General features: G+C 67.3%; 23 protein-coding genes. 15 read left to right on the top strand and 8 right to left on the bottom strand.

The features are described from left to right. Positions 1–57: 57 nt before the first annotated feature. The 4 genes from def to smc are packed head-to-tail and all read right to left on the bottom strand — an operon-like array spanning position 58 to position 7,564. Complete coding sequence (gene def / locus AC3FNH_RS13770) at positions 58–591, bottom strand: peptide deformylase (RefSeq protein ID WP_488720429.1); 534 nt, start codon at positions 589–591, stop codon at positions 58–60. Beyond that, positions 588–2,720, bottom strand: a complete 2,133-nt coding sequence (gene ligA / locus AC3FNH_RS13765) for an NAD-dependent DNA ligase LigA (RefSeq protein ID WP_488720428.1) — start codon at positions 2,718–2,720, stop codon at positions 588–590. The genes def and ligA overlap by 4 nt, the downstream gene beginning before the upstream one ends. A gap of 12 nt (positions 2,721–2,732) precedes the next feature. Beyond that, positions 2,733–4,052: a cell division protein ZipA C-terminal FtsZ-binding domain-containing protein gene (locus AC3FNH_RS13760; protein ID WP_488720427.1), complete on the bottom strand. Its 1,320-nt coding sequence runs from the start codon at positions 4,050–4,052 to the stop codon at positions 2,733–2,735. Continuing rightward, positions 4,049–7,564: a chromosome segregation protein SMC gene (gene smc / locus AC3FNH_RS13755; protein WP_488720426.1), complete on the bottom strand. Its 3,516-nt coding sequence runs from the start codon at positions 7,562–7,564 to the stop codon at positions 4,049–4,051. Before smc ends, AC3FNH_RS13760 begins: the two co-directional genes overlap by 4 nt. Positions 7,565–7,972: 408 nt before the next feature. On the opposite strand from smc, the gene AC3FNH_RS13750 reads away from it, so the two are divergent. Then, entirely contained in the window at positions 7,973–8,800 is an 828-nt protein-coding gene (locus AC3FNH_RS13750; protein WP_488720425.1) for a ferritin-like domain-containing protein, read from the top strand. Positions 8,801–8,816: 16 nt separating this feature from the next. Here AC3FNH_RS13750 and AC3FNH_RS13745 read toward each other — a convergent pair whose 3' ends face one another. Then, a complete protein-coding gene (locus tag AC3FNH_RS13745) occupies positions 8,817–9,782 on the bottom strand; it encodes a DMT family transporter (protein WP_276100331.1) in 966 nt (321 codons plus the stop codon). 177 nt (positions 9,783–9,959) lie between these two features. Between AC3FNH_RS13745 and dapC the strand changes: the two genes are divergently transcribed. From dapC to AC3FNH_RS13705, 8 genes are all read left to right on the top strand, one after another. Next, positions 9,960–11,159 (top strand): succinyldiaminopimelate transaminase, encoded by a 1,200-nt coding sequence (gene dapC / locus AC3FNH_RS13740; protein WP_488720424.1) that lies wholly within the window; start codon positions 9,960–9,962, stop codon positions 11,157–11,159. Between the two features lie 76 nt (positions 11,160–11,235). Continuing rightward, a complete protein-coding gene (dapD, locus tag AC3FNH_RS13735; protein ID WP_276100329.1) occupies positions 11,236–12,063 on the top strand; it encodes a 2,3,4,5-tetrahydropyridine-2,6-dicarboxylate N-succinyltransferase in 828 nt (275 codons plus the stop codon). A 125-nt stretch (positions 12,064–12,188) separates the two neighbouring features. Then, entirely contained in the window at positions 12,189–12,548 is a 360-nt protein-coding gene (locus tag AC3FNH_RS13730) for a hypothetical protein (protein WP_276100328.1), read from the top strand. Between the two features lie 49 nt (positions 12,549–12,597). Next, positions 12,598–12,945 (top strand): ArsC family reductase, encoded by a 348-nt coding sequence (locus AC3FNH_RS13725; RefSeq protein ID WP_488720423.1) that lies wholly within the window; start codon positions 12,598–12,600, stop codon positions 12,943–12,945. Between the two features lie 16 nt (positions 12,946–12,961). Continuing rightward, positions 12,962–14,113, top strand: a complete 1,152-nt coding sequence (gene dapE, locus AC3FNH_RS13720) for a succinyl-diaminopimelate desuccinylase (RefSeq protein WP_488720422.1) — start codon at positions 12,962–12,964, stop codon at positions 14,111–14,113. A 43-nt stretch (positions 14,114–14,156) separates the two neighbouring features. After that, the gene (gene prmB / locus AC3FNH_RS13715; protein WP_488720421.1) at positions 14,157–15,050 is read left to right on the top strand and encodes a 50S ribosomal protein L3 N(5)-glutamine methyltransferase; all 894 of its coding nucleotides are present in this window, start codon (positions 14,157–14,159) and stop codon (positions 15,048–15,050) included. Positions 15,051–15,130: 80 nt separating this feature from the next. Beyond that, positions 15,131–16,381, top strand: coding sequence for an MFS transporter (locus tag AC3FNH_RS13710; protein ID WP_488720420.1), 1,251 nt, complete (start codon positions 15,131–15,133; stop codon positions 16,379–16,381). A gap of 230 nt (positions 16,382–16,611) precedes the next feature. Next, entirely contained in the window at positions 16,612–17,619 is a 1,008-nt protein-coding gene (locus AC3FNH_RS13705; protein ID WP_488720419.1) for a CAP domain-containing protein, read from the top strand. 49 nt (positions 17,620–17,668) lie between these two features. Here AC3FNH_RS13705 and AC3FNH_RS13700 read toward each other — a convergent pair whose 3' ends face one another. Together AC3FNH_RS13700 and pedF are read right to left on the bottom strand one after the other, a co-directional pair. Then, a complete protein-coding gene (locus AC3FNH_RS13700) occupies positions 17,669–18,553 on the bottom strand; it encodes a substrate-binding periplasmic protein (RefSeq protein WP_488720418.1) in 885 nt (294 codons plus the stop codon). Positions 18,554–18,621: 68 nt separating this feature from the next. Then, positions 18,622–19,098 carry a cytochrome c-550 PedF gene (pedF, locus tag AC3FNH_RS13695; RefSeq protein WP_488720417.1) on the bottom strand — a complete coding sequence of 159 codons (477 nt, stop codon included), beginning with the start codon at positions 19,096–19,098 and terminating at the stop codon, positions 18,622–18,624. A gap of 286 nt (positions 19,099–19,384) precedes the next feature. Here pedF and AC3FNH_RS13690 point away from each other — a divergent pair, with 286 nt between their 5' ends. Continuing rightward, entirely contained in the window at positions 19,385–21,409 is a 2,025-nt protein-coding gene (locus AC3FNH_RS13690) for a sigma-54-dependent Fis family transcriptional regulator (protein WP_488720416.1), read from the top strand. A gap of 23 nt (positions 21,410–21,432) precedes the next feature. Here the strand turns inward: AC3FNH_RS13690 and AC3FNH_RS13685 are convergent, their stop codons facing one another. Further along, positions 21,433–22,374 (bottom strand): alpha/beta fold hydrolase, encoded by a 942-nt coding sequence (locus AC3FNH_RS13685; protein ID WP_488720415.1) that lies wholly within the window; start codon positions 22,372–22,374, stop codon positions 21,433–21,435. Between the two features lie 81 nt (positions 22,375–22,455). On the opposite strand from AC3FNH_RS13685, the gene pqqA reads away from it, so the two are divergent. From pqqA to pqqE, 5 genes are all read left to right on the top strand, one after another. Continuing rightward, a complete protein-coding gene (pqqA, locus tag AC3FNH_RS13680; protein ID WP_012355514.1) occupies positions 22,456–22,530 on the top strand; it encodes a pyrroloquinoline quinone precursor peptide PqqA in 75 nt (24 codons plus the stop codon). Positions 22,531–22,700: 170 nt separating this feature from the next. Further along, complete coding sequence (gene pqqB / locus AC3FNH_RS13675) at positions 22,701–23,618, top strand: pyrroloquinoline quinone biosynthesis protein PqqB (RefSeq protein ID WP_488720414.1); 918 nt, start codon at positions 22,701–22,703, stop codon at positions 23,616–23,618. After that, a complete protein-coding gene (gene pqqC, locus AC3FNH_RS13670; protein ID WP_276100316.1) occupies positions 23,615–24,307 on the top strand; it encodes a pyrroloquinoline-quinone synthase PqqC in 693 nt (230 codons plus the stop codon). Before pqqB ends, pqqC begins: the two co-directional genes overlap by 4 nt. Next, on the top strand, positions 24,304–24,576 hold the full coding sequence (pqqD, locus tag AC3FNH_RS13665) for a pyrroloquinoline quinone biosynthesis peptide chaperone PqqD (protein WP_488720413.1): 273 nt from the start codon (positions 24,304–24,306) through the stop codon (positions 24,574–24,576). The genes pqqC and pqqD overlap by 4 nt, the downstream gene beginning before the upstream one ends. Next, entirely contained in the window at positions 24,548–25,717 is a 1,170-nt protein-coding gene (pqqE, locus tag AC3FNH_RS13660) for a pyrroloquinoline quinone biosynthesis protein PqqE (protein ID WP_488720500.1), read from the top strand. Before pqqD ends, pqqE begins: the two co-directional genes overlap by 29 nt. Positions 25,718–25,732: the final 15 nt, after the last annotated feature.

The raw sequence follows: 25,732 nt of genomic DNA, 5'->3' as shown, positions 1-25,732 counted from the left end.
CACCAATGCAAACGGGGCGCCAGATGGCGCCCCGTTTACATGGGTGTCACGACCCCTTCAATCGTCGCCGTTCGGCGGCAATTCCGGGAACAGCACCTCGGTAAAGCCGAAACGCGTGAAGTCACGCACGCGCATCGGGTACAGGATCCCTTGCAGGTGGTCGCATTCATGCTGCACCACGCGCGCGTGAAAATCCTCGGCGACACGTTCGATGCGGCCGCCCATCAGGTCATAGCCGCTGTACTTCAGCCGCTTGTGGCGCGGCACCACGCCACGCAGCCCTGGTACCGACAGGCAGCCTTCCCAGCCGTCTTCGATCTCATCGGACAGGTCCTCGAGCACCGGGTTGATCAGTACCGTCTTGGGCACCTTGGGCGCATCGGGATAGCGTGGATTGCGGTCGAAGCCGAAGATCACCACCTGCAGGTCCACGCCGATCTGCGGCGCCGCCAGGCCCGCGCCGTTGGCATGGTCCATGGTGTCGAACATGTCTTCGACGAGCGTGCGCAGCTCGGGCGTATTGAAGCGCTCCACCGGCCGTGCCAGCTGCAGCAGGCGCGGGTCGCCCATCTTGAGAATCTCGCGGATCATTGCTGTTTCCCCGGTTGGCCTGCACCGACACTGTCCAGCAGCGCCAGCATGCCGGCTTCATCGAGCACTGGCACGCCCAGCGCCTCGGCCTTGTCGAGCTTGCTGCCGGCTTCCGCGCCGGCCACCACGTAGTCAGTCTTCTTCGATACCGACCCGGCCACCTTGGCACCGGCGGCCTCGAGCATTTCCTTGGCGGCCTCGCGCGACAGCGTCGGCAAGGTGCCGGTCAGCACGAAGGTCTTGCCGGCCAGCGGCGCCGGTGCCCTGGCGGCGGGCTCGCTCTCCGGCCAGTGTACGCCAGCCGCGCGCAACTGCTCGATGACCTCCACGTTGTGCGGCTCGCCGAAGAAGTTGACGATCGACTGCGCCACCACCGGGCCCACATCGTTGACTTCGAGCAGCGCGGCCTCGTCCGCCGCCATGAGCGCGTCCAGCTTGCCGAAATGGCGCGCCAGGTCCTTGGCCGTGGCCTCGCCGACATGCCGGATACCCAGCGCAAAGATAAACCGGTTCAACGTGGTGCTGCGCGATGCCTCGATGGCCGCCACCAGGTTGCCGGCCGACTTGTCGGCCATGCGGTCCAGCGCGGCCAGCTTGGCCACGCCGAGCTTGTAGAGATCGGCCGGCGTGTGGACGATGCCCTGGTCCACCACCTGCTCCACCACCTTGTCGCCCAGTCCCTCGATGTCCATGGCCCGGCGCTGCGCGAAATGCAGCAGCGCCTGCTTGCGCTGCGCGGCGCAGATCAGGCCGCCGGTGCAGCGCGCGATGGCCTCGTCCTCCAGGCGCTCGATATGCGAACCGCAAACCGGGCACTTGGCCGGCATCACGAAGGCCCGCGCACCTTCCGGACGCCGCTCCGGCACCACCGCCACGACCTCCGGAATCACGTCGCCGGCACGGCGCACGATCACGGTATCGCCGATATGCACGTCCTTGCGGCGCACCTCGTCCTCGTTGTGCAGCGTGGCATTGGTCACCGTCACGCCGCCAACGAACACCGGCTGCAGGCGCGCTACCGGCGTAATCGCACCAGTGCGGCCGACCTGCACTTCGATGTCCTCGACGATGGTGGTCATCTCCTGCGCCGGGAACTTGTGCGCCAGCGCGAAGCGCGGCGCGCGCGACACGAAGCCGAGCTGGTCCTGCTCGGCCAGCGCGTTGACCTTGTAGACCACGCCATCGATGTCGTACGGAAGCTGGTCGCGCTGCTCGCCCACCTTACGGTAGAAATCGAGCAGGCCCTGCGCGCCCTTCACCACGGCGCGCTCCTGGCAGACCGGAAGCCCCATGGTGGCAAAGCCGTCCAGCATGGCGCTGTGCGTGGCGGGACGCTCCAGGCCCTGCAACTCGCCAAGGCCATAGGCGAAGAACGACAGCGGACGCTTCGCGGTAATGCGCGGGTCGAGCTGGCGCAGGCTGCCGGCAGCGGCATTGCGCGGGTTGACGAAAGTCTTTTCGCCGGCCTCGGCCTGGCGCGCATTAAGTTTGTCGAAATCGCGCCGGTACATAAAGACTTCGCCGCGCACTTCGAGCACCGGCGGCGCCACGCCACGCAGCTTGAGCGGAATTGCCTTGATGGTGCGCACATTCACCGTCACGTCTTCGCCGGTCTCGCCGTCTCCGCGCGTCGCCGCCTGCACCAGCCGGCCGTCCTCATAGCGCAGCGACATCGCCAGGCCGTCGAACTTCAGCTCGCACGAGTACTCGACGGCTTCCGCGGCACTGAACAGATCCTGTACGCCGGCCGCGGCGCTACGCCCGAGCCCTTGCGCGCAGCGGCGGTCAAAGCCGATCACGTCCTCGTCCGAAAAGCCGTTATTGAGCGACAGCATCGGCACGCGGTGGCGCACCGTATCGAACGCCGACAACGGTGCGCCGCCCACGCGCTGCGTCGGCGAATCGGGCGTCAGCAGTTCCGGATGCTCGGTTTCCAGTGCCTGCAGCTCGGAAAAGAGCGCATCGTATTCGGCATCAGGAATCGTCGGCGCATCCAGCACGTAGTACTGGTAGTTGTGGCGATCCAGTTCCTCGCGCAGCCATTGCACGCGTTCGGCTGCGGCTGCGGGCGGCAAGCCGCCAGCCGGTGCGGAGGCATCAGCCTGCGCACCGCGATGGGTTGCGTTCATGACAGGCTCCGGCTAGACGCTGAACAATCGTACCGCTACCGGCGAACCGGCGGGCATGCCGCGCGCCTCCAGCTTCTGGTAGAGGGCCTCGAGCTGGTTGAAGATCGCGACGAACGATGCCTCGGTCAGCGGCCGCATATTGTCGTCGACCAGTTGCGCGCCCATGCGCTGGGCCAGCGAGTAGCCGTATTCGCAAACGGTCTTGAACGGCTTGCCCCCCTGGTCGGCCTGCGGCACGTCGAGCAGCAGCGTGATCTGGCCACCGCCCTTGACGGTCAGGTCGTCGCGCAGGAAGTTCGTGTCGCCGAACTGCAGCGCGAACAGCGGGCGCTGCACGCCCTCGGCGTTGGCCAGGTAACGGATGAAGCGCGTACCGTCGCGCGACAGCACCAGGCCGTCCTGCGTCGCCACGTTCTGCACATAGGCAGCCGACCACGGCGCGCCGTCCGAGATCACATTGACGCCGAGCTGCACGTCGCAGCTTGCGGCGAAACTATCCAGCTCGCGCGCGTTCGCGACGGTCTCGCCCATGTCCGGCAGGTCGGCCGAGGCGTCCAGCGACTCGGCCAGCGCTTCCACCGCGTTCACGAATTCGGAGAACTCCAGCGCATTGAGCGGGCCGCTGCGGCTGGCGAGCTGCACGGCCACCTGCAGGTCCTCGTACTGGTGGCCGGCGGTCACCGGCTCCCAGGCATTGGCTTCCACACGCAGGCCCTCGATATGGATCTGCTTGGTGCCGGCGCGGCGCAGCCGCCCCGTGAGCGGCAGGATGCGGTCGCCCGAGGCCTTGCGCTCCAGGTGCAGCGGCACGATGCAGTCGATCAGCGGATCGATCGTGGCCGGCTGCGGCTGGCCGTCGGGCACCACCGGCTCAGCCACCTTGGCCGGCGGCACCACCTCGGCTTGCGCGTGGCGACCGGCTTCTGCTTCCGCTTCTGCTTCCGCCTCGGGCTCGGCCACGGCGGATGCGGACGGTGCCGCCGCCAGCGCCACCTCATCTGCCACGGCCTCGTCGGCGTCCGCCGAACTGGCCGCGACGGAAGCGGCCACCGCCGCCACTTCATGCTGTGCAGGGCGCGTGGCCGGCGTCAGGGTAGGCTCGCGCCGCTCGACGTGCTCCGGCGGCGGTGCCTCGTGCAGCTTGGCGGCCACTTCCGGCTTGGTGGCCTCGCCAACCACAGGCTCGCGCATCGGCGGCAGATCATCCTCGGGGCGCAGCTCGCGCGGGCGGCGCGCCTTGCGGATCTGCCACTGGTTGTAGCCGAACAGCAGGCCCAGGAAAACAAGACCGGCGACGATCAGCGCGGTCTGAAGGTCCATGTTGACACTCATGCTGCCTCCGCCATCGACACCGCCGCATCCATGTCCACCGCCACGATGCGCGACACGCCCTGCTCCTGCATGGTCACGCCGATCAGCTGGTGCGCCATTTCCATGGCGATCTTGTTGTGCGAAATGAAGACGAACTGCGTCTTGTCCGACATGCGGGCCACCATATTGGCGTAGCGCTCCGTATTGGCGTCATCGAGCGGGGCGTCCACCTCGTCCAGCAGGCAGAACGGGGCCGGATTGAGCTGGAACATGGCAAACACCAGCGCAATCGCGGTCAGCGCCTTTTCGCCGCCCGACAACAAATGAATGGTTGAGTTCTTCTTGCCCGGCGGCTGCGCCATCACCTGCACGCCGGCGTCGAGGATTTCCTCGCCGGTCATGATCAGGCGCGCCTGGCCGCCACCGAACAGCGACGGGAACAGCTCGCCGAAATGGTGGTTGACCTGGTCGAACGTGCCTTGCAGCAGCGCGCGGGTTTCCTGGTCGATCTTGGCGATGGCGTCTTCCAGCGTGGTGATCGCATCGTTCAGGTCGGCCGACTGTGCGTCGAGGAAGGTCTTGCGTTCGCGCGCCGCCGCCAGTTCGTCGAGCGCGGCCATGTTGACCGGGCCCAGCGCATTGATGGCGTTGTTGATGCGCGTGACTTCGCCCTGCAGGTAAGACGGCTTGAGATCCCCTGTCAGCTTGTCGGCCAGCGCCGCCTCGTCGACCTGCGCGGCGCTCAGCTGCTCGCTGAACTGCTCCTGGTTCAGGCGCGCGGCCTGCTCCTTGAGCTGGCATTCGGTGATGCGGTCGCGCAGCGGCTGCAGGCTGCGTTCCGCGGACAGGCGTTGTTCGTCGTGCTGGCGCAGCTGCGCCGACAGCGCATCGAGCTCGATGCGTGCGGCACCGAGTTTCTCTTCCTTCTCGGCGCGCCGTTCCAGCGCATCCTGCAGGCCGGTGTGAGCGGTCTGCTCATTGATCGTCTCGAGTTCCGCGCGTGCGTTCTCGAGCGATTCGGCAATGCGTTCGGCCTGGTCGCTGGCGACCTGGATATTGCGGTGCAGCTCGTCGATGCGGCTGGCCAGGTTGCGCTCGGCAAAGACCGCCTCCTGCGCCGCGCGCTCGAGGTCGCGCAGCTGGTGGCGCGCCGACGACAGCTTGCTGTCCAGCGCCTCGAACGCCATCTGCTGGTCTTCATGCGTGGCCTGCATCTCGGCCAGCGCGGCATCGTGCTGCTCGAAGCTCGCTTCGGATTCGGCACGGATGGCGCGTTGCTCGTCGATCTGTGCGCCGATTTCGTCCAGTTCCTCGCGGATCTGGCCACTGCGTGCGGCGTAGCGCTCCATCGCCTGCGACAGCTTGAGCACGTCCATCTGCAACGCATGCGCGCGGCGCGTCGCCTGCTCGCCGCGCGTGCGCGCCTCGGCCAGTGCCTGGCTCGCTTGCGTATAGGCGGCTTCGGCGCGCACGGCCTGGCTCTTGGCCTCGTCCGACAGCAGCGCCTGCGCACGCGCCTGCTTCTGCAGGTTCTCGATCTCCTGCTCGCGGGCCAGCATGCCCGCCTGCTCGGAATCGGCCGCGTAGATCTGGATGGCGTTGCGGCCGATCAGGTGCCCTTCGGCCACCACGAACGACGCCCCGTCGGGCAGCGTGTTGCGCGCGCCCAGCGCCTGCGCCATGTCCGTGGCCGTATAGATATCGGCGAGCCAGTCCTGCATCACCGCGCGGATGCCTGGCTCGGTGATCTGCACCAGCGACATCAGCGGACGCAGGCCTGCGGGCGCTTCCATCGGCCGCGCCGCGGGCGGCGGCGAATAGAACGCCAGCTTGGCGGGTGGCGCGTCCGACAGGAAGGCCTTGACCCAGTCCAGGTTCGACACCTCGAGCGCGGCGAGCTTTTCGCGCAGCACCGATTCCAGCGCGTTTTCCCAGCCCGGCTCGATATGGACCTTCTTCCACAGCCGCGGCAGTTCGGACAGGCCGTGCTTGGCCAGCCACGGCTGCACCTTGCCGTCGGTCTGCACGTTTTCCTGCAGCTGCTTCAGCGCGGACAGCCGCGCTTCCAGCGCAGCGATCGCGGAGGCTTCGCTCTGCACGCGCTCCTGCGCGGCACGGCGCTCGCCGTCGAGGCGCGGCACGCTGTCCTCGGCATCGGCCAGGATGGCCTGCGCTTCCTCCAGGACCGCTTCCTGCTCGGCCAGTTCGGCACGCGCCTGCTCCAGCCGCGTCTCGTCTGGCCGGTCCAGCCCCTTTTCCTCGGCGGACAGGCGTTCGCGGCGCTGTTCGAGCTGCTGCAGCATCTGGTCGGCGCTGCGCTGCTGCGCGGCTTCGAGCTTGAGCGCCTGCTCCGCCTGCATGATGCCGGAGCGCTGCTCGTTGAGCAGTTGCTGCGCATCGCGCCACTGCGCTTCGAGCGTGGGCAGCTCTTCATTCTTCTGGGCCACCGCTTCCTGCGCTTGCACGGTGCGCCCTTCGGACACGGCCAGGTCTTCCTCGGCCTGCGCGATTTCGTCGCTGGCCTGCTCCGACTTGGCCTGCCACTGCTCGCGCTGGGCCGTCAGCGCCGCGATCTGGGCCTGCACGCGGTTGCGCGACTCGACCACGTAGCGGATCTCGGCTTCCAGCTTGCTGACTTCGGCATTGGCCTCGTACAGCGCGCCCTGCGCCGCGTGCATGCCGTCGGAGGCCGCATAGTGCGCGACACGCATGGTTTCGAGTTCGGCCTCGACGTGGCGCAGCTGCGCCGTCTGGGCTTCCAGGTCGATCTGGGCCTGTTCGATGGCGCGCTGGTGGCGCTCCTGCTCGACCTGCGCCTCGCGCTTGCGCAGCAGCCACAGCAGTTGCTGTTTCTCTTCGCCATCGGCCTGCAGCGTCTTGAAGCGCTGCGCGACCTCGGCCTGCCCTTCGAGCTTGTCGAGGTTGGCGCCGAGTTCGCGCAGGATATCTTCCACGCGGGTCAGGTTCTCGCGCGTGTCGGACAGGCGGTTCTCGGTCTCGCGGCGGCGTTCCTTGTACTTGGATACGCCGGCGGCCTCTTCCAGGAAGATCCGCATGTCATCGGGCTTGGCCTCGATGATGCGCGAGATCATGCCCTGCCCGATGATCGCGTAGGCGCGCGGCCCCAGGCCCGTGCCCAGGAAGATGTCCTGGATATCGCGGCGGCGTACCGGCTGGTTGTTGATGTAATAGGACGAGGTGCCGTCGCGCGTCAGCACGCGCTTGACCGCCACCTCGGCATACTGGCTCCACTGGCCGGCGGCACGGCCCTCGGCATTGTCGAAGACCAGTTCGACGCTGGCCCGGCCAGCCTGCTTGCGGGCCGTGGAACCGTTGAAGATGACGTCCTGCATGGATTCGCCACGCAGCTCGGACGCACGTGACTCGCCCAGCACCCAGCGGACTGCATCGATGATGTTGGATTTACCGCAGCCGTTGGGACCTACGATCCCGACCAGTTGGCCGGGCACCTGGAAATTGGTCGGATCGACGAATGATTTGAAGCCCGCCAGCTTGATCGAAGATAGTCGCACGGTTGTCGTGTGGTATCGGCGCTGATGGCAGCGCGCGCAGCATTAGAGCGTTCAGGAATGAGCGGCGCACGCGGACGGGCGGACGCGGCGTGCCGCCAGCGTCCCTTCTCGCCCCCCGTGCCCGGAGAATTGGCGGTAATCATACCATCGCAACCCGGCGTTCCGGCCACTCCGGCAGTGGGCTTCACGGCATTTTTCCGGAGCACTTTCCCTTTGCGGACAGTCATTTACGAGCGTCTCTGCAAGCACCTCTCGAGCGCCCGCCCAAAGACCATATCGCAACAGTTATGTAACAACCGGGAAACCAACTAGGGTAAATGCTAGTCTCTCAGACATGCCAGCGTGACGCCGAATGCTCTCCGGACCACAGGTCCCAAGCGGCGTCCGGCGCTTTGCGGAGGATCCAGCATGACCCAGCCGTCAGCGGCAAGCCTGCCGTGGTCTGTCAGCGAGATTGATTACGGGGCAATCCAGTCCGAGCGCGTGCGCGGCAACCGCGACCTGTTCTACCTGCTGGTGTCGGCATCGTTTATCGAGAGCGGATCCGACACCTACGCCGGCAACCTTGCGACCTACTACGCCGCGGTGCCGGAAGCCGCCGGGTGGCTGTCCGACCACTGGGAAGCCGAGGAACTGCAGCATGGCCTGGCGCTGCGCCGCTATGTCGAGCATGTCTGGCCGGAATTCGACTGGGAACGCGGCTACGAACGCTTTTTCGAGGAATACAGCCTGACCTGCTCCATCGACCAGTTCGAGCCAACCGAAGCACTGGAAATGGCCGCCCGCTGCGTCGTCGAGACCGGCACGGCGGCCTACTATCGCGCGCTGGAACAGGCCAGCGACGAACCGGTGCTGCGCACCCTGACGCGCCGCATTGCCAACGACGAGGTCCGGCACTACAAGCACTTCTACCGCTTCTTCAACCGCTTTGCCGAGTCCGAGCGGCTTGGCCGCGCCAGGGTGCTCGGCGCCCTGGCGCGACGGCTGCTCGAAATCAAGAACGAGGATGCGGCCATCGCGCTGCGCAATGTGCTGCGCATGGAGCTCGGGCAAGAGGACATCCCGGAACACGAAGTCAGGGCGCTCAACTCGCGCGTCAGCGCCGTGGTCCGACGCCATCTGCCTGTGGAAATGACCGTGAAAATGCTGCTGCGGCCGCTGAACCTGCATGCCACGCTGGAACGCGCCGTACGCAGGCCGCTGGTGGCCGTCGTGTCGCGGGTCATGCTCCACTGACCCGCAGCCGTCCCGCTCAGGCCGCGGCTTCGGCGCCGGCCGCCACGGCTTCCGGTGTGCGGCGACTGCGATGCACCAGCCCCGAGAGCGCGCCGGCGGCAACGATGCAGAGGCCGCCCGCGGCCTCCTTCCAGCTCAGCGTCTCGGTTGCCAGCCACCAGGACGACACCGCGGCCACCACGATCTCGAACAGCATCAGCAGCGACACGCGATTGGCGGGCAAGCGCTGCAGCCCATACTGGACCACGGAATTGCTCACCACCAGCACCGCCGCCAGCCCGGCCACCAGGGCCGCCACGGCGGCGCCCGCGCCTGGCACGATCACCGCCGATGGCGCATCGAGCAGCAGCGCGCAAGGCACGCCGACCGCCGTACAGCCCAGGTAGACCACGACCGTGCGCAGCCGCGCATCCATATCGGGAAACCGCTGCCCGGCCCGCCGCGACAGCACGTTGTTCACGGCGAAGCCCATGCCGCCAACCAGCCCGGACCATTCCGCGGCACTCCCCGGCAGGGGCACGCCGACCTCGGGTGTCCACAGCATCAGGCCGGCGCCGGACAACGCGAGCGCAATCAGCGCCAGCCCGCCCGCCGACAGCCGTTCGCCCAGGAACACCCGCGCGAACAGCGCGGTCCAGACCGGGGTCAGGTAGAACAGCAGCAGCACGCGCATGACGTGCCCGTTCACGCTGCCCCAGACAAAGCCCGCGTTGGTCACGCCCGCGGCCAGGCCAATCGCCACGAACAGCCATGACGCGCGCATGCCGCGCAGTTGCTTGCGGAATGCCAGCAGCGACACGATGGCCGCAGCGCTACTCACGAGCGCCGCGGCGCTCATGCCACCCAGCCCCCAGCCAGCCAGCACGCGGTATGGGAACCAGGCGATGCCCCAAACCGAGGCACCGATCAGGATCGAAAGCGAAGACTTGACCGAATGGCGGTCGGCGGCGCCATGCTGCGCCGCAATATTATTCTTGGTCATTTGAAAATCGTTACAGGTGGCCGGCCTGACAGGCAAAACCCGCGCATCCGCCGGCGGCATCACATGCCGGTGATGCCCGGCATCCACACACCGGATGCGCCGCGCGGGCCGCGCCATCGCGCGGGAAAGCGCGCCATGCCCTTATAATGCTGGGTTTCAACCGGCCCCATCCAGAACGTGAATCCGCGCCTCGACCTGCTCCAGCCCTACCCCTTCGAGAAACTGCGGGTGCTCTTCGCGCAAGTGAAACCGGCCGAAAAGCGGGCGATCAGCTTCGGCATTGGCGAGCCCAAGCACCCCACGCCCGAGTTCATCAAGCAGGCGCTGGCCGGGTCGCTGGCGGGGCTGGCGAATTATCCCACAACGGCCGGTTCCGATGCACTACGACAGTGCATCGCCGCCTGGCTGGAACGCCGGTACGGGCTGCCCAAGGTCAACGCGGCAACCGAGGTGCTGCCGGTGACCGGCTCGCGCGAAGCGCTCTTCGCCTTCGCGCAGACCGTGGTCGACGGCACCCGCCCCGGCGCGCTGGTGCTGTGCCCGAACCCGTTCTACCAGATCTATGAAGGCGCCACGCTGCTCGCGGGCGCAACGCCGGTGTTCGCGAACAGCGACCCGGACCGCAACTTCGCGCCGGCGTTCGACCGCATTGCCGACGAGGTCTGGCAGAAGGTGCAGCTGCTGTTCGTCTGCTCGCCCGGCAACCCGACCGGCGCGGTGCTGTCGCTCGACGACTGGAAGCAGCTGTTCGCGCTGTCGGACAAGTACGGCTTCGTGATCGCCTCGGACGAGTGCTACTCGGAGATCTACTTCGACGAGAGCCGCGCGCCGCTGGGTGCACTCGAGGCCGCCCACAAGCTGGGCCGCGGCTTCGAACGGCTGGTGATGTTCTCGAGCCTGTCCAAGCGCTCGAACGTGCCGGGCCTGCGCTCTGGCTTCGTCGCCGGCGATGCCGCCCTGCTCAAGAAATTCCTGCTATACCGTACCTACCACGGCGGCGCGATGAATCCGGCCGTGCAGACCGCCAGCATTGCCGCCTGGAACGACGAGGCGCACGTGCGCGAGAACCGCGCCGCCTATGTGCGCAAGTTCAGCGAGGTGACGCCGATGCTCGCCGAGGTACTCGACGTGGCGCTGCCCGACGCCGGCTTCTACCTGTGGGCCGATGTCTCGCGCACGGGCCTGACCGACGTCGAGTTCGCCGCGCGGCTGCTGGCCGCGCAGAACGTCACGGTGCTGCCAGGCAGCTACCTGGCACGCGAGGCCGGCGGCATCAACCCCGGTGCGAACCGCGTGCGCATGGCGCTGGTGGCCACGCCGGAGGAATGCCTGGAAGGCGCACGCAGGATCGTGGAATTCTGCAAGTCGCTGGGCTGATCCGTCGGGATCCAACGCATACCGTGGCGCGGCCTGACGGCCGCGCCTTCTCCAAACAACCACTGAAGAAACCCAAATGACGCAAGCTCTGCAAGCCCTGATCGACCAGGCCTGGGAAGACCGCACCAGCCTGTCGCCCAAGTCCGCCCCCAACGATATCCGCGAGGCTGTCGCCAACGTCATCGGCCAGCTCGATGCCGGCACGCTGCGCGTGGCCGAGAAGCAAGGCAAGGACTGGATCGTCAACCAGTGGGTCAAGAAGGCCGTGCTGCTGTCGTTCCGCCTGGAAGACAACGCGCCGATGAGCGCCGGCGGCTTCGCCCAGTTCTACGACAAGGTCCCGACCAAGTTCGCCAACTGGAGCGCCGACGACTTCGCCAAGGCCGGCTTCCGCGTAGTGCCGCCCGCCGTGGCCCGCCGCGGTTCGTTCATCGCCAAGAACGCCGTGCTGATGCCGTCGTACGTCAACATCGGCGCCTATGTCGATGAAGGCACCATGGTCGACACCTGGGCCACCGTCGGTTCCTGCGCGCAGATCGGCAAGAACGTCCACCTGTCGGGCGGCGTGGGCATCGGCGGCGTGCTGGAGCCGCTGCAGGCCAACCCGGTCATCATCGAAGACAACTGCTTCATCGGCGCCCGTTCGGAAGTCGTGGAAGGCGTGATCGTCGAAGAGAACTCGGTCATCTCGATGGGCGTGTACCTGGGCCAGTCGACCAAGATCTACGACCGCGAAACCGGCGAGATCCACTATGGCCGCGTGCCGGCCGGCTCGGTCGTGGTGGCGGGCAACCTGCCGTCCAAGGATGGCAAGTACAGCCTGTACTGCGCCGTGATCGTCAAGAAGGTCGACGCGCAGACCCGCGCCAAGACCAGCCTGAACGACCTGCTGCGCGGCGACTGATCGCCCGCGGCCGGCCCGGCCCGGCATGCTCCGCCACGCGCGGGGCGGCCTGCCGGGCCATCCCTTGCATCACCCCGCCGCTCCGCCACACCGCCCGCGACGTGCCTTCCCTCCGCAAGCGACTCATGGCCCTGGATCCCACCACCGTCAGCACTGTCCTCTCCCTCCTGCCCACGATCCTCGAACAGGCCAACAAGACCATCGACAAGATCAAGAAAGGCCGGCGCAAGGACGACGCCACGGAAGGCGGCGCGCCGGAAACGCGCGACCCGGCCGCACGCATCGCGGAACTGGAAGCCGCCGCCGTGCAGCAGGCCGAGGCGGTCAAATTGCTCGCCGAGCAGCATGCCATCACCATCGACGCGCTGCGCAAGGAAGCGGCACGGCTGGACCGCCGCCTGCGCCTGATGACGACCGTGGCCATGGCCGGCGTGGCGCTTGGCCTCGGCGGCCTGGTGATCGCCCTGAACCTGCTTTTCCGTTGAATCGCTGAATCGCTGAACCGCTGAACCCCAGCACAAGACCCGACACGCCATGACCGTCCTGCTCTACGGCATCCCGAACTGCGACACCGTCAAGAAGGCCCGCACCTGGCTGGACGCCAACGGCGTTGCCTACACCTTCCACGATTTCAAGAAGCAAGGCGTCGATGAAGCCATGCTGCGCGGCTGGCTGAAGCACGTGCCGCTGGCGACCCTGCTCAACCGCAAGGGCACCACCTGGCGCGCGCTGTCGGACGCCGACAAGGCCCGCGCCGAGGAAGAGGCCGGCGCCATCGCGCTGATGCAGCAAAGCCCTTCGCTGATCAAGCGCCCGGTGCTCGCGCACCATGGCAAGGTCTCGGTGGGTTTCTCCGCCGACCAGTACGCCAGCCAGTTCTGAACCTCTCCGTCCTCCCATGACTGCCACCCTTGCCCTCACCGAAGACCTGATCCGCCGCCGCTCCGTCACGCCCGCGGACGAAGGCTGCCAGGCCGTGCTGGAAACCCGCCTGAAGGCGCTCGGCTTCGCCTGCGAAGCCATCGTCAGCGGCCCCGACGATTTCCGCGTGACCAACCTGTGGGCCGTCAAGCGCGGCACGCAAGGCAAGGACGGCAAGCTGCTGGCCTTTGCCGGCCATACCGACGTGGTCCCGACCGGCCCGCTCGAGCAGTGGAACTCCGATCCGTTCGAGCCGACGCACCGTGACGGCCGCCTGTTCGGCCGCGGCGCGGCGGACATGAAGACCTCGATCGCCGGCTTTGTCGTGGCGGTCGAGGAATTCGTCAAGGCGCATCCCGACCATGCCGGTTCGATCGCCTTTCTGATCACCAGCGACGAGGAAGGCCCGGCGCATGACGGCACCATCAAGGTCGTCGAAGCCCTGAAGGCGCGCGGCGAGCGCCTCGACTACTGCGTGATTGGCGAACCGACGTCGGTCGACACGCTCGGCGACATGGTCAAGAACGGCCGCCGCGGCTCGCTGTCGGGCAAGCTCGTGGTCAAGGGCGTGCAGTGCCATATCGCCTACCCGCACCTGGGCCGCAACCCGATCCACGAAGCTGCCCCCGCGCTGGCCGAACTGGCCGCCGAGGTATGGGACCAGGGCAACGAATACTTCCCGCCCACGAGCTGGCAGATGTCGAACATCCACGGCGGCACCGGCGCGACCAACGTGATTCCGGGCCACGTCACGATCGACTTCAACTTCCGCTTCTCGACAGCGAGCACGCCCGAGGGCCTGAAGTCGCGCGTGCATGCGATCCTGGACCAGCACAAGCTCGAATACACGCTGGACTGGACGCTCGGCGGCGAACCGTTCCTGACGCCGCGCGGCGACCTGTCCGACGCCCTGTCGGCCGCGATCGAGGCCGAGACCGGCGTGAAGACCGAACTGTCGACCACCGGCGGCACCTCCGACGGCCGCTTCATCGCCAAGATCTGCCCGCAGGTGATCGAGTTCGGCCCGCCCAACGCGACCATCCACAAGATCGACGAGAACGTCGAAGTCCGTTTCATCGAGCCGCTCAAGAACGTCTACCGTGGCGTGCTGGAACGGCTGATTGCCTGATCGCCTGCCGATCGCTTATTTTCGACCACAGGATTCCACGACCATGGCAACTCCCTCCCCGCTGCGCACCGTGCGCGACCTGCTGCGCCTGGCGGTATCGCGCTTCACCGCGGCCAAGCTGTCGTTCGGCCACGGCAGCGCCAACGCCTATGACGAGGCCGCCTACCTGGTGCTGCACACGCTGAACCTGCCGCTCGACACGCTCGACCCGTTCCTCGACGCGCGCCTGCTGCCCGAGGAAATCGACGCGGTGATGCAGGTCATCGACCGCCGCGTCAACGAACGCGTACCGGCCGCCTACATCACGCACGAGGCCTATATGCACGGCCTGCGCTTCTACGTGGATTCGCGCGTGATCGTGCCGCGCAGCTTCATCGGCGAGCTGCTGCAGGAAGGGCTGGAGCCCTGGACTGGCGACACCATCGACGTCGGTCCGGTGCTCGAGCTGTGCACCGGTTCCGGCTGCCTGCCGATCCTCGCCGCGCATGCCTGGCCCAATGCGCAGATCGACGCGGTCGACATCTCGCCCGATGCGCTCGCCGTGGCGCGCCGCAACGTGGCCGACTACAAGATGCAGGAGCGCATCCACCTGTTCGAGGGCGACCTGTACGCGCCGCTGCCGCCGGGCGCCACGTACGACGTGATCCTGACCAACCCGCCGTACGTCAACGAAGCCTCGATGCAGGCGCTGCCGCCCGAATACCTGGCCGAGCCGCGCATTGCGCTGGCCGGCGGCGATGACGGCATGGACGTGGTGCGCCGGATCATTGCAGGGGCCAAGGCACGCCTGAACCCGGGCGGCGTGCTGGTGGTGGAGATCGGCAACGAGCACGCCAATGTGGAAGCGGCCTTCCCGGACCTGGAAATCGTCTGGCTGCCCGTCAGCGCGGGCGACGAGCAGGTCTTCCTGCTGACCTACGACGCGCTGCCCGGCTAAGCAGACGTGGCACAGGGCGCGGCAAGCCGCCGCGCCTGCTGTCGTGATGCCCTGAATTCGCAGTACCCATAACAAGAACAATGACCGGAGACGATCTCCAAGCGCTGCCTGGCGGCAGCACCGTTCCAGCCAGCCATGCCGCGGTGCGCGGCATCGCCGTACTGACCTTCGCCTTTGCGCTGAGCCAGTTCTTCCGCTCCTGCCTGGCGGTGATGGCGCCCGAGCTGCAGCATGATTTCGGCCTGTCGCCGGCTGGCTTCGGCGCCCTGTCGTCCTCGTTCTTCCTTGCCTTCGCCGTAGCGCAGATCCCGGTCGGCATCGCCTTCGACCGCTATGGCGTGGGCAGGCCCACGGCCGGGCTGCTGGCGGTCGGCGCGGTATCGTCGATTCTGTTCGTCGCGGCGCCCAACGGCACCGTGGCCACGTTGGCGCAGGTCGGGCTTGGGCTGGCCTGCGCCCCCGTATTCATGGGCCTGCTGCATTTCGCCTCGGAACAGCTCTCCGAGCGCGACTACACGCGCGTGGTCAGCAAATCGAACGCCATGGGCATGATCGGCGCATTGTGCGCGACCGCGCCGCTGGGCTGGGCGACCGAACTGGTGGGCTGGCGCCCGTCGATGGCGGTCTCGGCACTGGGCATGGTCGCCGCCGCGTGGGGCGTCTGGCGCTTCGTGCGCGATACCGGCCACGCGGAGGCGCGCAGCGCCTCGTGGCCGTCGATGCTGACGCAGAGCGTCCGCCTGCTGGGGCTGGCGCCACTGTGGCTGCTGATCCCGCTGTGCGTAGCCATGTCCGCGGGCACGGCCTTCCGCAACGCGTGGAGCGGGCCATACCTCGCCGATGTCTACGGGCTCAGCTCGGCGTCCCGCGGCGTGGCGCTCACGCTGCTGAGCGTGGCCGGATTCCTCACCGCCTTCCTGCTGCCCGTGCTGGTACGGCGCAGCACGCTCAAGACCGCCATCTTCGCGTGGTCCTGCGTGTCGATGTCCGCTGCCGTGATACTGACGCTGTGGCCCGCCCCCGGCGTGGCCAGCGGCGTGGCGTTGATGGCCCTGCTCTCGACCATCGGCATGCTCCATCCGCTCGTGATGGCGCAGGGCCGCGGGCTGATCCCGCCGTCCAGGCGCGGGCGCGGGCTGGGGTTGCTCAATACCTTCGTGTTTCTTGGCTCCGCGCTCACGTCGTGGGGCTATGGGCTGATCGCCAATATCGGACATCTGCGGCACTGGGGCGAGCCCGCGACGTATGCTGCGATCTTCCTCTCGGCGGCCGTGCTGGTGGCTGCGGCACTGGTGCCCTACTTCTTCAGTCCGGCGCAAGGCAATCATTAGTTCCGGGCTTCGATCAGCCGGAACGTAACCGCCCGAATCCACAAGCTCTTCCATCTGCGGGGGCGCCGACGGTGAACCCGATCCACGCTCCCAGTCTTTCCGCCTGCAGGCATGCAGGCTCCTGTACACGAATTCTCTCCCTATTACGTTAAGCCTCCGGAAGCGGATCAGCCAGGGCTCCATGCGGACCCCGGGCCCCTGCTGGTACAGACCAAAAACAACCGGAAAACGTGAGAAAGAGCCTCCTCGCATTCGCCGCGACGTCCGCCATCGTCGCGGTTTGCGCCCGCATTGACAGCGCTGGTGCCACCCCTCCAACCATCGTCGCAAACCTGTCCGGTACGCCGGCCCTCGGCAAGGAGCACGCTGCTTCTGCCGCCGCAACCACACGCAAGGCCTCTTACCTCCGGACCGACCCTCGCCTCGAATTCTTCAACGCCCTCAACGCCCTGCGCATCGCCATGGGAGTAGGCGCGTTGCGGCAAGACCCCGCGCTCGACGCCGCGGCGGAAAACCACCTCGAGTACATGAAGCTCAATGCGGTGATGAGCCATACGGAGATTTACGGGAATCCTGGCTTCACCAGCCCCGATCCGTACCACCAGGTGCTTGCCGTGGGCGGCTCGCGCCAGCAATGGGTCGGACAGAATGCCTACAACGGCGATATCGGCCGCTGCCTTGCCTCGCTGGCGAACTCCGTTTACCACCTGCAGGGAATCACCAGCAATCAGGAGACCATCGGCCTCGCCATGCGTGACAACTACTGCGTGGCAAACTTTGGCGTGGTGACCTCGGCAGGAAGCGGAGGCTATGGCCTCGCCCAATGGGGCGGCCAGCAACTGTCGCCCGGCACTGGCGCCCACTACCCCCCCAACAACGCCAGCGTCCACGGCCTGTTCGTTCCGGCTGACGAGACCCCGAATCCGGCGCCCGACCTGGCCACCGCCGGTACCCCGGTCATGTTCCGGGTCAACGTGGAAAAGCCGGGTGACGTGCTGACGGTTTCAAGCTTCACGCTGACCGGTCCACGCGGCGAATCCGTGCCCGCCCGCATCCTGGTGCCTGCCGAATCCAAGGCTGGCTCGGTGGCTTCGGCTATTGCGGACGCGGGCCTGTATCGAGGCGTGGTGTTCCTGCTTCCCACCCAGCCCATCGCTGCGGGCACCTATATCGCGAGCTTTGTCGGGGCGCGGAACGGCATGGCAATCAGCAAGTCCTGGCGCTTTACGGCTTACTGATCAGGATCCTCCCGCCGGGGCGGCCCGACTGCGGACCGCCCTGCCACCATCACGGCTCCTGCAATGTCACCCCGTGGCTGGCGAAGATGCGGGCCAGTTCGCCCTTGCGCCGCAGCGCCTCCAGTGCGTTTTCCAGCGATTCGGCCAGCGCCTGGTCGCCGGCCTTGATGGCCATGCCAATGGCCCATCCGCGCGGCGGCAACAGCGGTGAAGCGATGTCCGACGTGGCAAAGCGCGAAGCGGACTGGTTTGCGGTTTTCAGTGCGCTCTCGTATTGCGCGCGGGTCACCATGGCAGCGGCGATATCACCGGAAAAAAGCGCGCGCAGCGCGTCGTCGGCTTCGGGGTAGATCTTCACTCTGTCACGCAAGGCGCCGCCGGCGCCGGACAACAAGGCGTTGGCGCCGGCCGAGCCGGCGGCTGCGCCGGTGGCCTGGCCCGCCAGGTCATCCAGACCGCGCACGTCCGGCACCCGCTCGCGGTCGCGCACCAGCACAAAGGTCTCGCGATAGTAGGGAGCGAAGATCAGGGCCTTGTCGTTGGCTCGCATGAAGGCACGGTCGACCGGCACGTGCAGCATCACGTCCGCCGGGCCGTAGCCGAGGTAATGGCCGCGCCATACCATCGACCGCAGGTCGTCGGCCATGTCATCGTCGGCATCGAATGGCAACAGCGACACCTGCAAGCCCAGCTCGCTGGCCAGGGCCCTGGCCAAGGCCACGTCGATGCCGGCGTACTGGCTGCCCGCGACCGCCGAGAACGGCGGCAAACCCTTGTAGACCGCGACCTTCAGCGTACCGTTCTGGCGGATCCGGGCGAGGTCCGCCAGCGCCGGCCGGGTGCAGAGCAACGCGCCGGCCGCCAGCAAGGCGCCGCAAAACCTGCGCCGGGTGCCGGCCGGCTCGGCCGGGGTCGGACAACGCCTCGGTGACATGGAATTTCTCCTGAACGTGGGAAACGACGAATCTGAAAAATGGGGTTCGCTTGCGGGACTGCGCGGCCTTACTCGCGCCGCGATTCCAGATAGGTCTTGATCGCCCACACGGCTTCCTGGCTCAGCACGCCGTCAAACGGCGGCATGTAGACACGGCCATCGCGGGTCCGGCCCTTGCGCACGGTGGTGGTGAAGTACTGCGAGATCTCGCCGATACAGGCCTGCTTCTTCCTGGCATCGGCCAGCGACATGCAATCGCCGTCGATCTTGCGCAGGTCCGGGGCGATGCCGCCGGATACCGCTTCCAGGCCGTGGCAGCGCGCGCAGTTCTGGTTGTAGGCCGAGCTGCCGATCCGCTGGGCCTCCTGCTGTTCGCTGCCGCGATAGGGGTTGTCCGGACGCCATTCGTCGCCAAGCTGCGGCAAGGACTTGGTATCGACCGCTTGGGGCGTGACATCGCCGTGGGCCCATGCGGTTCCGGCCGGGGTGGCGCCCAGCACGGCACATAGCGAAAGCAAGGCAAGCAGGCGGCGCTGCGTTTTCATGGATGTCTCCTACAGTGGTGGATGAGGTTTTTGTTTGCCACCATTTCCGCAAAAGCCATACCAGCGGGCCGGAACGGGCGCCGCACCGCCTGGCAGCAGGCTTTTCGGCCCCTGCTCCGGCGAGTGCAGTGCACCATCGCCACGGCGGTGTCCCGGAATGCCACATACTGGCAAGCGTTTTGCTACATGACGCAACACTGTTGACGCCACGCCAGGCCATGGCAAGGAAGGCGCCGACTGTGACCCGCGCAAAGATCGCGGGCGACTATTCACAGGAGACACAGACATGACCATCCCAGCGGAGCCTGTTCGCCCTGCCGCGTCCGGCAATACAGGCGATATGGCCGGCCAGCCAGAGCGCGCCGAACTGATTGCCCTGGCCCACCAGCGTTCCGCCTCGTATGGCCTGCGCCCTTATGAGTCGCCGGACTTCTGCCCGGTGCTGCAAAGCGAACTGAAGACACGCATCGAACGCAGCCAGTCCCTGTTCACGTACGCGCTGCCGGTGATGGAAACGCTCTACGACCAGATCGTGAATACGCAGAGCATGGTGATCCTGACCGACGCCGACGGCCTGATCCTGCACTCGCTGGGCGACGACGATTTCCTCGCCCGGGCCGACAAGGTGGCGCTGCGCGCGGGCGCGGACTGGTCCGAGGAGAGCCGCGGCACCAATGCCATCGGCACCGCGCTGGCCGAAAACCGCGCCACGCTGGTCCACGGCGCCGACCATTTCCTGGAGGCCAACCAGTTCCTGACCTGCTCGTGCATGACCATCCTCGACCCCTACGGCAAGACCGTGGGCGCGCTGGATGTGACGGGAGACCAGCGCGGCTTCCACAAGCACACCATGGCGCTGGTGCGGATGTCGGCGCAGATGATCGAGAACCAGCTGTTCGGCAACGCCTTCCGCGACATGGTGTGCATCCGCTTCCATTCGCGCGCGGAGTTCCTGGGCACGCTGGTGGAAGGGATTGTCTCGTTCACGCCCGGGGGGCGCTTCCTGTCGTCAAACCGCAGCGGGCAGTTCCAGCTTGGCATGTCCAATGCGGCGCTGCAGGCGCATACCTTTTCTTCGCTGTTCGGGATGCCGATGTCCCTGCTGTTCGACGCGGTGCGCGGCGCGCCGGCCGGCATCGTGCAGCTGCAGCTGCCGAGCGGCGTCAAGGTCAGCGCGCGCGCGGAATGGAAATCCAGTTCCGCCTCGATGCCCGGCACGGCCGCGGCGGCCGCGAGCACCCCGGATGCCATCACGGCGCCGCGCCGCCTCTATGCAACCCCTGCCCGGGCCGAGGGGCTGGCCGACCTGGACACCGGCGACGCGCAGATCCGGACCGTGATCGGCAAGCTGCGCAAGGTCATCGGCAAGGACATACCGGTGATGGTGCTGGGCGAAACCGGCACCGGCAAGGAGCTGATGGCGCGCGCCATCCATGCCGACAGCCCGCGGCACGCGGGGCCCTTCATCGCGGTGAACTGCGCCTCGATCCCGGAAAACCTGATCGAGTCGGAGCTGTTCGGTTACGAGGAAGGCGCTTTCACGGGCGCCCGCAAGAAGGGCGGCATCGGCAAGATGCTCCTGGCCAACGGCGGCACCCTGTTCCTCGATGAGATCGGCGACATGCCGCTGCACCTGCAGGGGCGGCTGCTGCGCGCGCTGCAGGAACGCGCCGTCCAGCCGCTGGGCAGCAGCAAGGTGATCCAGGTGGATGTGATGGTGGTGTGCGCGACCAACCGCAACCTGCGCGAGATGGTCGCCAGCGGCCAGTTCCGCGAAGACCTGTACTACCGCCTGAACGGCCTCGTGGTGCGCCTGCCGGCCCTGCGCGAGCGCAGCGACCTCGACGTGGTGGCGGGCAAGCTGCTGCGCCAGGACCAGGGCCAGGCCGGCGGGGAACCGCCTCGCATTGGTGACGCCGTAATGGAACTGTTCCGCCGCTATCACTGGCCGGGCAATCTGCGCCAGCTAGGCAACCTGCTGCGCACGGCGCGTTTGATGGCGGAAGGCGAAGCCGAGATCACCGAGGACCACCTGCCCGACGATTTCCTGGACGACCTGCGCGAGCGGCAAGCGCCGGCGGCGGTGCCCGGCGGGCAGGCGCTGCGGGGAGTGCCGGTATCCGTGACTCCTGCCGGGCAGGCGGGCACGCCGCCGACCCGACTGGCCGAGGTCGAGGCACAGCTCATCGTCGCCACCGTCAACGCACACCACGGCAATATCTCGGCCGCGGCCAAGGCACTGGGCATTTCGCGCAATACGATCTACCGGAAGATGGAGGAGGCGCGCGGGCTGCCGCAACCTCCGGGCTGATCCCTTCGGTTTCAGTGCTGCCGTCATCCTGGCTGCCAGCGCGCCGCGACGATCGCGGCGGCCAGTGCCTTGCCCAGTTTGCCTGTGGCGAGGTGCCCGCCATCGACCCACTCCAGGCGCGCGCCAGGCATGGCGGCCTGCAGGCGCCGGGCATTGGCGGGACGGCAGACCGCATCGGCACTGCCGTGCAGCACTGTCACCGGCAGGCCATGTGCGGCAATCGTCCGCGCCGCGCGCAGCAGGCCTGGCTTGCCCAACCCGGCCCGGTTGCGCAGATAGTGCGCCTGGATGCGGTACTTGGCGGCCATCGCCTCCCGCATGCGCAGCGGCCGGCTGCGCAACTGCTGCCGCGCGGACAGGCCCAGCAATTCCCGTTCACTCTCGCGCCACGCCGCGGCGGTGTGCCATTTCTGGACAGGTGTTCCACTTTGCAACAGTCGTGACACAGTGAGCAACTGGGCCCGTGCATCCGGCAGGCGCTCGCCGCGCGGCTTGACGCGTTGCAGCATGCGCCGGCCGCCGAGGCGCGGTGCAAACAGCCTGGCGATGTCGTCGCGGCCGGTCAGGAACGTACCCCGCAATACCAGCGCCGCGACCGCATCCGGGCACTTCGCCGCATAGGCCAGCCCCAGGGCCGCGCCCCAGGAGCCACCGACCACGCCCCAGCGCTCGATGCCCAGCGCCTGGCGCAACTGTTCGAGGTCGGCCAGCAGCGCGCCCACGTTATTGCGGCGCAGGGAACCCGCCGGCCGGGACTTGCCGGCACCGCGCTGGTCCGGCATCACGACACGGTGCCATGCCGGATCGAACCACGCCGCCATGGCCGCCGAGCAACCGCTGCCGGGACCGCCGTGCAGCACCAGCCATGGCTCGCCATCCGGTGGCCCGGCCAGCCGTACATGCAAGCGCTGCGCGTCCGGCGTACGCAGGTAGAAGCAGTCGGATGCGAGCGGAACCTCGGGCATGGATGTTGCCTTGAAGGGACGCGGCAGCCAGCCTGCCGCGCCAAGATGATATTCACTAACCATGCCACAAAGGAGAGAGACATGACCTGGACCACGCCTGCCTATACCGAGCTGCGGCTGGGCTTCGAGATCACGATGTATATCGCCAACCGCTGAAGCTTCCTGCGCGCGGCGGCATGTCAACGTCCCTGCATCACCGCCGCGATCGCAGGCGCAAGGCACGCAGGCGGATCGCAAGAACCGTGAAGCAGGGCAGGCATCGGATCCGGCGTACCGGTCCGCGCGCCTGCCCCTGGCAACCATGACCAACCTAACTCGCTCGCGCCATGACAACCATCCGGGTACTCGGATCGGCCGCCGGCGGCGGCTTTCCGCAGTGGAACTGCAACTGCCACAACTGTGATGGCGTGCGCCGCGGCACCGTGCGGGCCACGCCCCGCACCCAGTCATCGATCGCCCTGTCAGGCAACGGACCGGACGCGATCCTGGTCAATGCCTCTCCCGACATCCTGCAGCAGCTGCGCCAGACGCCGGCGCTGCAACCGGCACGCGCGCCGCGCGATACGGCGATCGCGGCCGTGTTGCTGATGGATGCCCAGATCGACCACGTCACCGGCCTGCTGATGCTGCGCGAACACCGCCAGGCCTTGCCGCTCTACGCCACGGCCGCGGTGCTCGACGACCTGGGCACCGCCTTCCCGCTGACCCGCATGCTGTCGCACTACTGCGGCTTGCAGACACATACCCTGCCCGGCGACGGCACACCGTTTTCCGTGCCGCCGCTGGACGACATCCTCCTTACCGCCGTGCCGCTGCAAAGCAAGGCGCCGCCCTATTCGCCCGGCCGCCACGCGCCGCGCGTGGGCGACAACATCGGCCTGCGCATCGAAGACCGACGCAGCGGCCGCCGCGCATTCTATGCACCGGGCCTTGGCAGCGTCGACGACCACGTCTTCGCCGAGCTGCACGGCGCGGACATTGTGCTGGTCGACGGCACCTTCTGGCGCGAGGACGAGATGCAGTCGCTGGGCTTCTCCGCCAAGGCAGCCGCCGACATGGGCCACCTGCCCCTGTCCGGCCCCGGCGGCATGATCGAGATCCTCGACCGGGTGCCGGCGAGCCGCAAGATCCTTATCCACATCAACAATACCAACCCCGTGCTGGTGGAAGACTCGCCGGAGCGCGCCGTGCTGGCGCGGCACGGCATCGAACTGGCGCACGACGGCATGGAGATCGCGCTATGACAGATTCCACCGCATCAAGCCCCGCGGTGTTCGAGGCCCGGTTACGCGCAAAGGAAAGCGGGTACCACATTCACCACCCGTTCAACCAGCGCATGGCGGCCGGCCTGTGTTCTCCCGGGCAGATCCGCGCCTGGGTCGCGAACCGCTTCTACTACCAGGCCAACATCCCGCTGAAGGACGCTGCCATCCTTGCCAACTGCCCAGACCGCGACACGCGCCGCGAATGGGTGGTACGCATCCTCGACCACGACGGCACCGACACCCGGCCCGGTGGCATCGAGGCCTGGCTGCGGCTGGGCCAGGCCACGGGGCTCGAGCGCGAGTCCTTGCTCGACCATCGGCACGTGCTGCCGGGCGTGCGCTTCGCCGTCGACGCCTATGTCAATTTCGCACGGCGCGCGCCGTGGCAGGAAGCCGTGTGCTCCTCGCTCACCGAGATGTTCGCGCCCGAGATCCACAAGGAGAGGCTGGCCGGCTGGCCCACGCATTACCCGTGGATCGAGGCCGCCGGGCTGGACTATTTCCGCTCGCGCATCCCGCTGGCGCAGCGCGACGTCGACCACGGCCTGCGCGTGACGCTGGGCTACTTCCGCACCGCGGAGCAACAGCAACGCGCCCTCGACATCCTGCAATTCAAGCTCGACGTGCTCTGGTCGATGCTCGATGCGATCCAGCTGGCCAACCCATGACAACCAATCCGCCAGAACTCGCCCGTCCGGTCCTGCACCGGACCTTCCGCCTGCAATGGGAAGAGGCCCAGCAGAGCTGGGTGCTGCTGTATCCGGAAGGCATGGTCACCCTCAACGACAGCGCTGCCGCCATCCTGCAGCGCTGCGACGGCGGCCATACGCTGGATATGCTGATCGACGACCTGCAGGCTGCTTTCGGCGTGCAGGGCATCGCCCCGGAGGTACATGCCTTTGTCAAACATGCAACCGAACGCGGCTGGCTGGTCTGATCGTCCGGCCGCCGCGCAGCCCGGCCCGCCGCTGTGGCTGCTGGCCGAGCTGACCTACCGCTGCCCGCTGCACTGCGCGTTCTGCTCCAACCCGGTCGACTATGCCCGGCACACGGCTGAACTCGACACCGCGCAATGGTGCGACGTATTCACCCAGGCGCGCGCGCTCGGTGCGGTGCAGCTCGGCCTGTCCGGCGGCGAGCCGCTGCTGCGCAAGGACCTGGAACACCTGGTGCGGCATGCGCATGGACTGGGCTTCTACACGAACCTCATCACCTCCGGCGTGGGCCTGACCGATGCCCGGCTCGCCGCGCTGCGCGAGGCCGGCCTGGATCATATCCAGCTGTCCTTCCAGGACTCCACGCGCGAGCTCAACGACTTCCTGTCCAGCACCCGCACGTTCGACCTGAAGCAGCGCGTGGCGAGGCTGATCAAGGCGCATGGCTATCCGATGGTGATGAACTGCGTGCTGCACCGGCACAACCTCCCGCATGTCGGCACCATCATCGAAATGGCGCTGCAGATGGGCGCGGAGTATCTGGAACTGGCCAACACGCAGTACTACGGATGGGCATGGCACAACCGTCTGGCGCTGATGCCGACGCAGGAGCAACTGCTTGAAGCCGAGGCCGTGGTCAGGCAATACCGGGCGCGCATCGGCAAGCAGTGCCAGCTCCTGTTCGTCGTGCCCGACTACTTTGAAGGCAAGCCCAAGAAGTGCATGAACGGATGGGGCACGACCTTTCTTGGCGTGGCACCGGATGGGACCGCGCTGCCATGCCATGCGGCGCGGATGCTGCCGGACCTGGCCTTGCCGAATGTCACTACGCACGGACTGCGCGAGATTTGGCGCGACAGCGACGCGTTCCGCCGCTTTCGTGGCACGGCGTGGATGCAGGAGCCCTGCCGGTCATGTGACCATCGGGAGGAGGACCATGGCGGTTGCCGCTGCCAGGCTCTGCTGCTGACCGGCGACCCCGCGGCGACGGATCCGGTGTGCGAGCGCTCCGGCGAGCATGGCCGGGTCACGGAGATTGTGTTGCAGGGCAGGCTCGCCACGTTGCAGGCGCACGCCGGGGCGCAGCCGATGGTGTTTCGCAGCGATGGCAATTCGCTGCGGCTAAGCAGCGGCAACCAATGATGTGGCTGGTCCTGG

The sequence above is a fragment of the Cupriavidus sp. 22TCCZM01-5 genome (genome assembly GCF_057798915.1).
This window is presented reverse-complemented; position numbering and strand designations above follow the sequence as displayed.

Excerpts from the sequence above, each read along its gene's own strand:
- AC3FNH_RS13745 (WP_276100331.1), bottom strand. The coding sequence starts at position 9,782 with ATGACCAAGAATAATATTGCGGCGCAGCATGGCGCCGCCGACCGCCAT.
- pqqB (WP_488720414.1), top strand. The coding sequence starts at position 22,701 with ATGACAACCATCCGGGTACTCGGATCGGCCGCCGGCGGCGGCTTTCCG.
- dapE (WP_488720422.1), top strand. The coding sequence starts at position 12,962 with ATGACTGCCACCCTTGCCCTCACCGAAGACCTGATCCGCCGCCGCTCC.
- AC3FNH_RS13760 (WP_488720427.1), bottom strand. The coding sequence starts at position 4,052 with ATGAGTGTCAACATGGACCTTCAGACCGCGCTGATCGTCGCCGGTCTT.
- AC3FNH_RS13750 (WP_488720425.1), top strand. The coding sequence starts at position 7,973 with ATGACCCAGCCGTCAGCGGCAAGCCTGCCGTGGTCTGTCAGCGAGATT.
- AC3FNH_RS13700 (WP_488720418.1), bottom strand. The coding sequence starts at position 18,553 with ATGTCACCGAGGCGTTGTCCGACCCCGGCCGAGCCGGCCGGCACCCGG.
- dapD (WP_276100329.1), top strand. The coding sequence starts at position 11,236 with ATGACGCAAGCTCTGCAAGCCCTGATCGACCAGGCCTGGGAAGACCGC.
- pqqD (WP_488720413.1), top strand. The coding sequence starts at position 24,304 with ATGACAACCAATCCGCCAGAACTCGCCCGTCCGGTCCTGCACCGGACC.
- AC3FNH_RS13710 (WP_488720420.1), top strand. The coding sequence starts at position 15,131 with ATGACCGGAGACGATCTCCAAGCGCTGCCTGGCGGCAGCACCGTTCCA.
- AC3FNH_RS13685 (WP_488720415.1), bottom strand. The coding sequence starts at position 22,374 with ATGCCCGAGGTTCCGCTCGCATCCGACTGCTTCTACCTGCGTACGCCG.
- AC3FNH_RS13690 (WP_488720416.1), top strand. The coding sequence starts at position 19,385 with ATGACCATCCCAGCGGAGCCTGTTCGCCCTGCCGCGTCCGGCAATACA.
- pedF (WP_488720417.1), bottom strand. The coding sequence starts at position 19,098 with ATGAAAACGCAGCGCCGCCTGCTTGCCTTGCTTTCGCTATGTGCCGTG.
- pqqE (WP_488720500.1), top strand. The coding sequence starts at position 24,548 with ATGCAACCGAACGCGGCTGGCTGGTCTGATCGTCCGGCCGCCGCGCAG.
- AC3FNH_RS13730 (WP_276100328.1), top strand. The coding sequence starts at position 12,189 with ATGGCCCTGGATCCCACCACCGTCAGCACTGTCCTCTCCCTCCTGCCC.
- def (WP_488720429.1), bottom strand. The coding sequence starts at position 591 with ATGATCCGCGAGATTCTCAAGATGGGCGACCCGCGCCTGCTGCAGCTG.
- ligA (WP_488720428.1), bottom strand. The coding sequence starts at position 2,720 with ATGAACGCAACCCATCGCGGTGCGCAGGCTGATGCCTCCGCACCGGCT.
- AC3FNH_RS13725 (WP_488720423.1), top strand. The coding sequence starts at position 12,598 with ATGACCGTCCTGCTCTACGGCATCCCGAACTGCGACACCGTCAAGAAG.
- pqqC (WP_276100316.1), top strand. The coding sequence starts at position 23,615 with ATGACAGATTCCACCGCATCAAGCCCCGCGGTGTTCGAGGCCCGGTTA.
- prmB (WP_488720421.1), top strand. The coding sequence starts at position 14,157 with ATGGCAACTCCCTCCCCGCTGCGCACCGTGCGCGACCTGCTGCGCCTG.